Below are 941 nucleotides of genomic sequence, written 5' to 3'. Positions count from 1 at the left end.
CCCCACCCCGGCCCATGGTCTCCGGCCCCACCTGCTTACGCGTGGGCCACCTGGCCCCACGTGGGATCAGCCAGGAGGAATCTCGATTGGTCGGGGGTGGGGTGAGCGGAGAGGATGCGGCCATGGCACATACGGACGCGGAGAGGGCACGGTCGTTTGATGAGCTCGTGGAGGAGGCTGCCTCCGTCCCCGTGGAGGGTTGGGACTTCTCGTGGTTGGAGGGCCGAGCGACCGAGGAACGCCCCTCCTGGGGGTACCAGGCACGAATGAGCGCCCGGCTCGCCACCGCGTCCGCCGCTCTCGATCTCCAGACCGGCGGTGGGGAGGTCCTCGCGGAGGCGGAGCGGCTGCCACCCGCGATGGCCGCCACCGAGTCGTGGCCGCCGAACGTCGCCAAGGCGACGGCCCTTCTGCGCCCGCGCGGTGTCGTCGTGGTGGCGGACGACGACGAGCCTCCGCTGCCGTTCGCGGAGGGTGCGTTCGACCTGGTGACCAGTCGGCACCCGGTGCGGGCGTGGTGGTCGGAGATCGCCCGGGTGCTGGAGCCCGACGGTGCCTACCTCGCCCAGCATGTGGGGCCTGCATCCGTGTTCGAACTGGTGGAGTACTTCCTCGGCCCGCAACCCGAGGCACGCGAGCGTCGGCGCCCCGAGGACGAGCGCGCGGAGGCGGAGGCGGCAGGCCTGGAGGTGGTCGACCTGCGGTCGGAGCGGCTCCGTATGGAGTTCTTCGACATCGGGGCGGTCGTCTACTTCCTGCGCAAGGTCGTGTGGATGGTCCCCGACTTCACCGTCGAGTCGTACCGTTCGCGGCTGCGCGAGCTGCATGACCGAATCCAGGCCGACGGCCCGTTCGTCGCCCACTCTGCCCGCTTCCTCATCGAGGCCCGCAAACCCGCGTGAGCCCCAGCTCCAGCGCCAGCCCCAGCTGTAACCCCAACC

Annotated in this window: 1 protein-coding gene; it reads left to right on the top strand. The window is 70.8% G+C overall.

Translation table 11 applies throughout. From position 1 onward, the window contains the following. The first annotated feature begins 122 nt into the window (after positions 1-122). Positions 123-902: a class I SAM-dependent methyltransferase gene (locus AB8Z75_RS34930; protein WP_369209160.1), complete on the top strand. Its 780-nt coding sequence runs from the start codon at positions 123-125 to the stop codon at positions 900-902. Positions 903-941 lie beyond the last annotated feature (39 nt).

Origin of the sequence: Streptomyces sp. PU-14G (assembly GCF_041028275.1) — a bacterium.
Classification (GTDB): Bacteria; Actinomycetota; Actinomycetes; order Streptomycetales; family Streptomycetaceae; genus Streptomyces.
The sequence above is the reverse complement of the archived record's forward strand: the minus strand, read 5'-3'. Positions and strand labels throughout refer to the sequence as shown.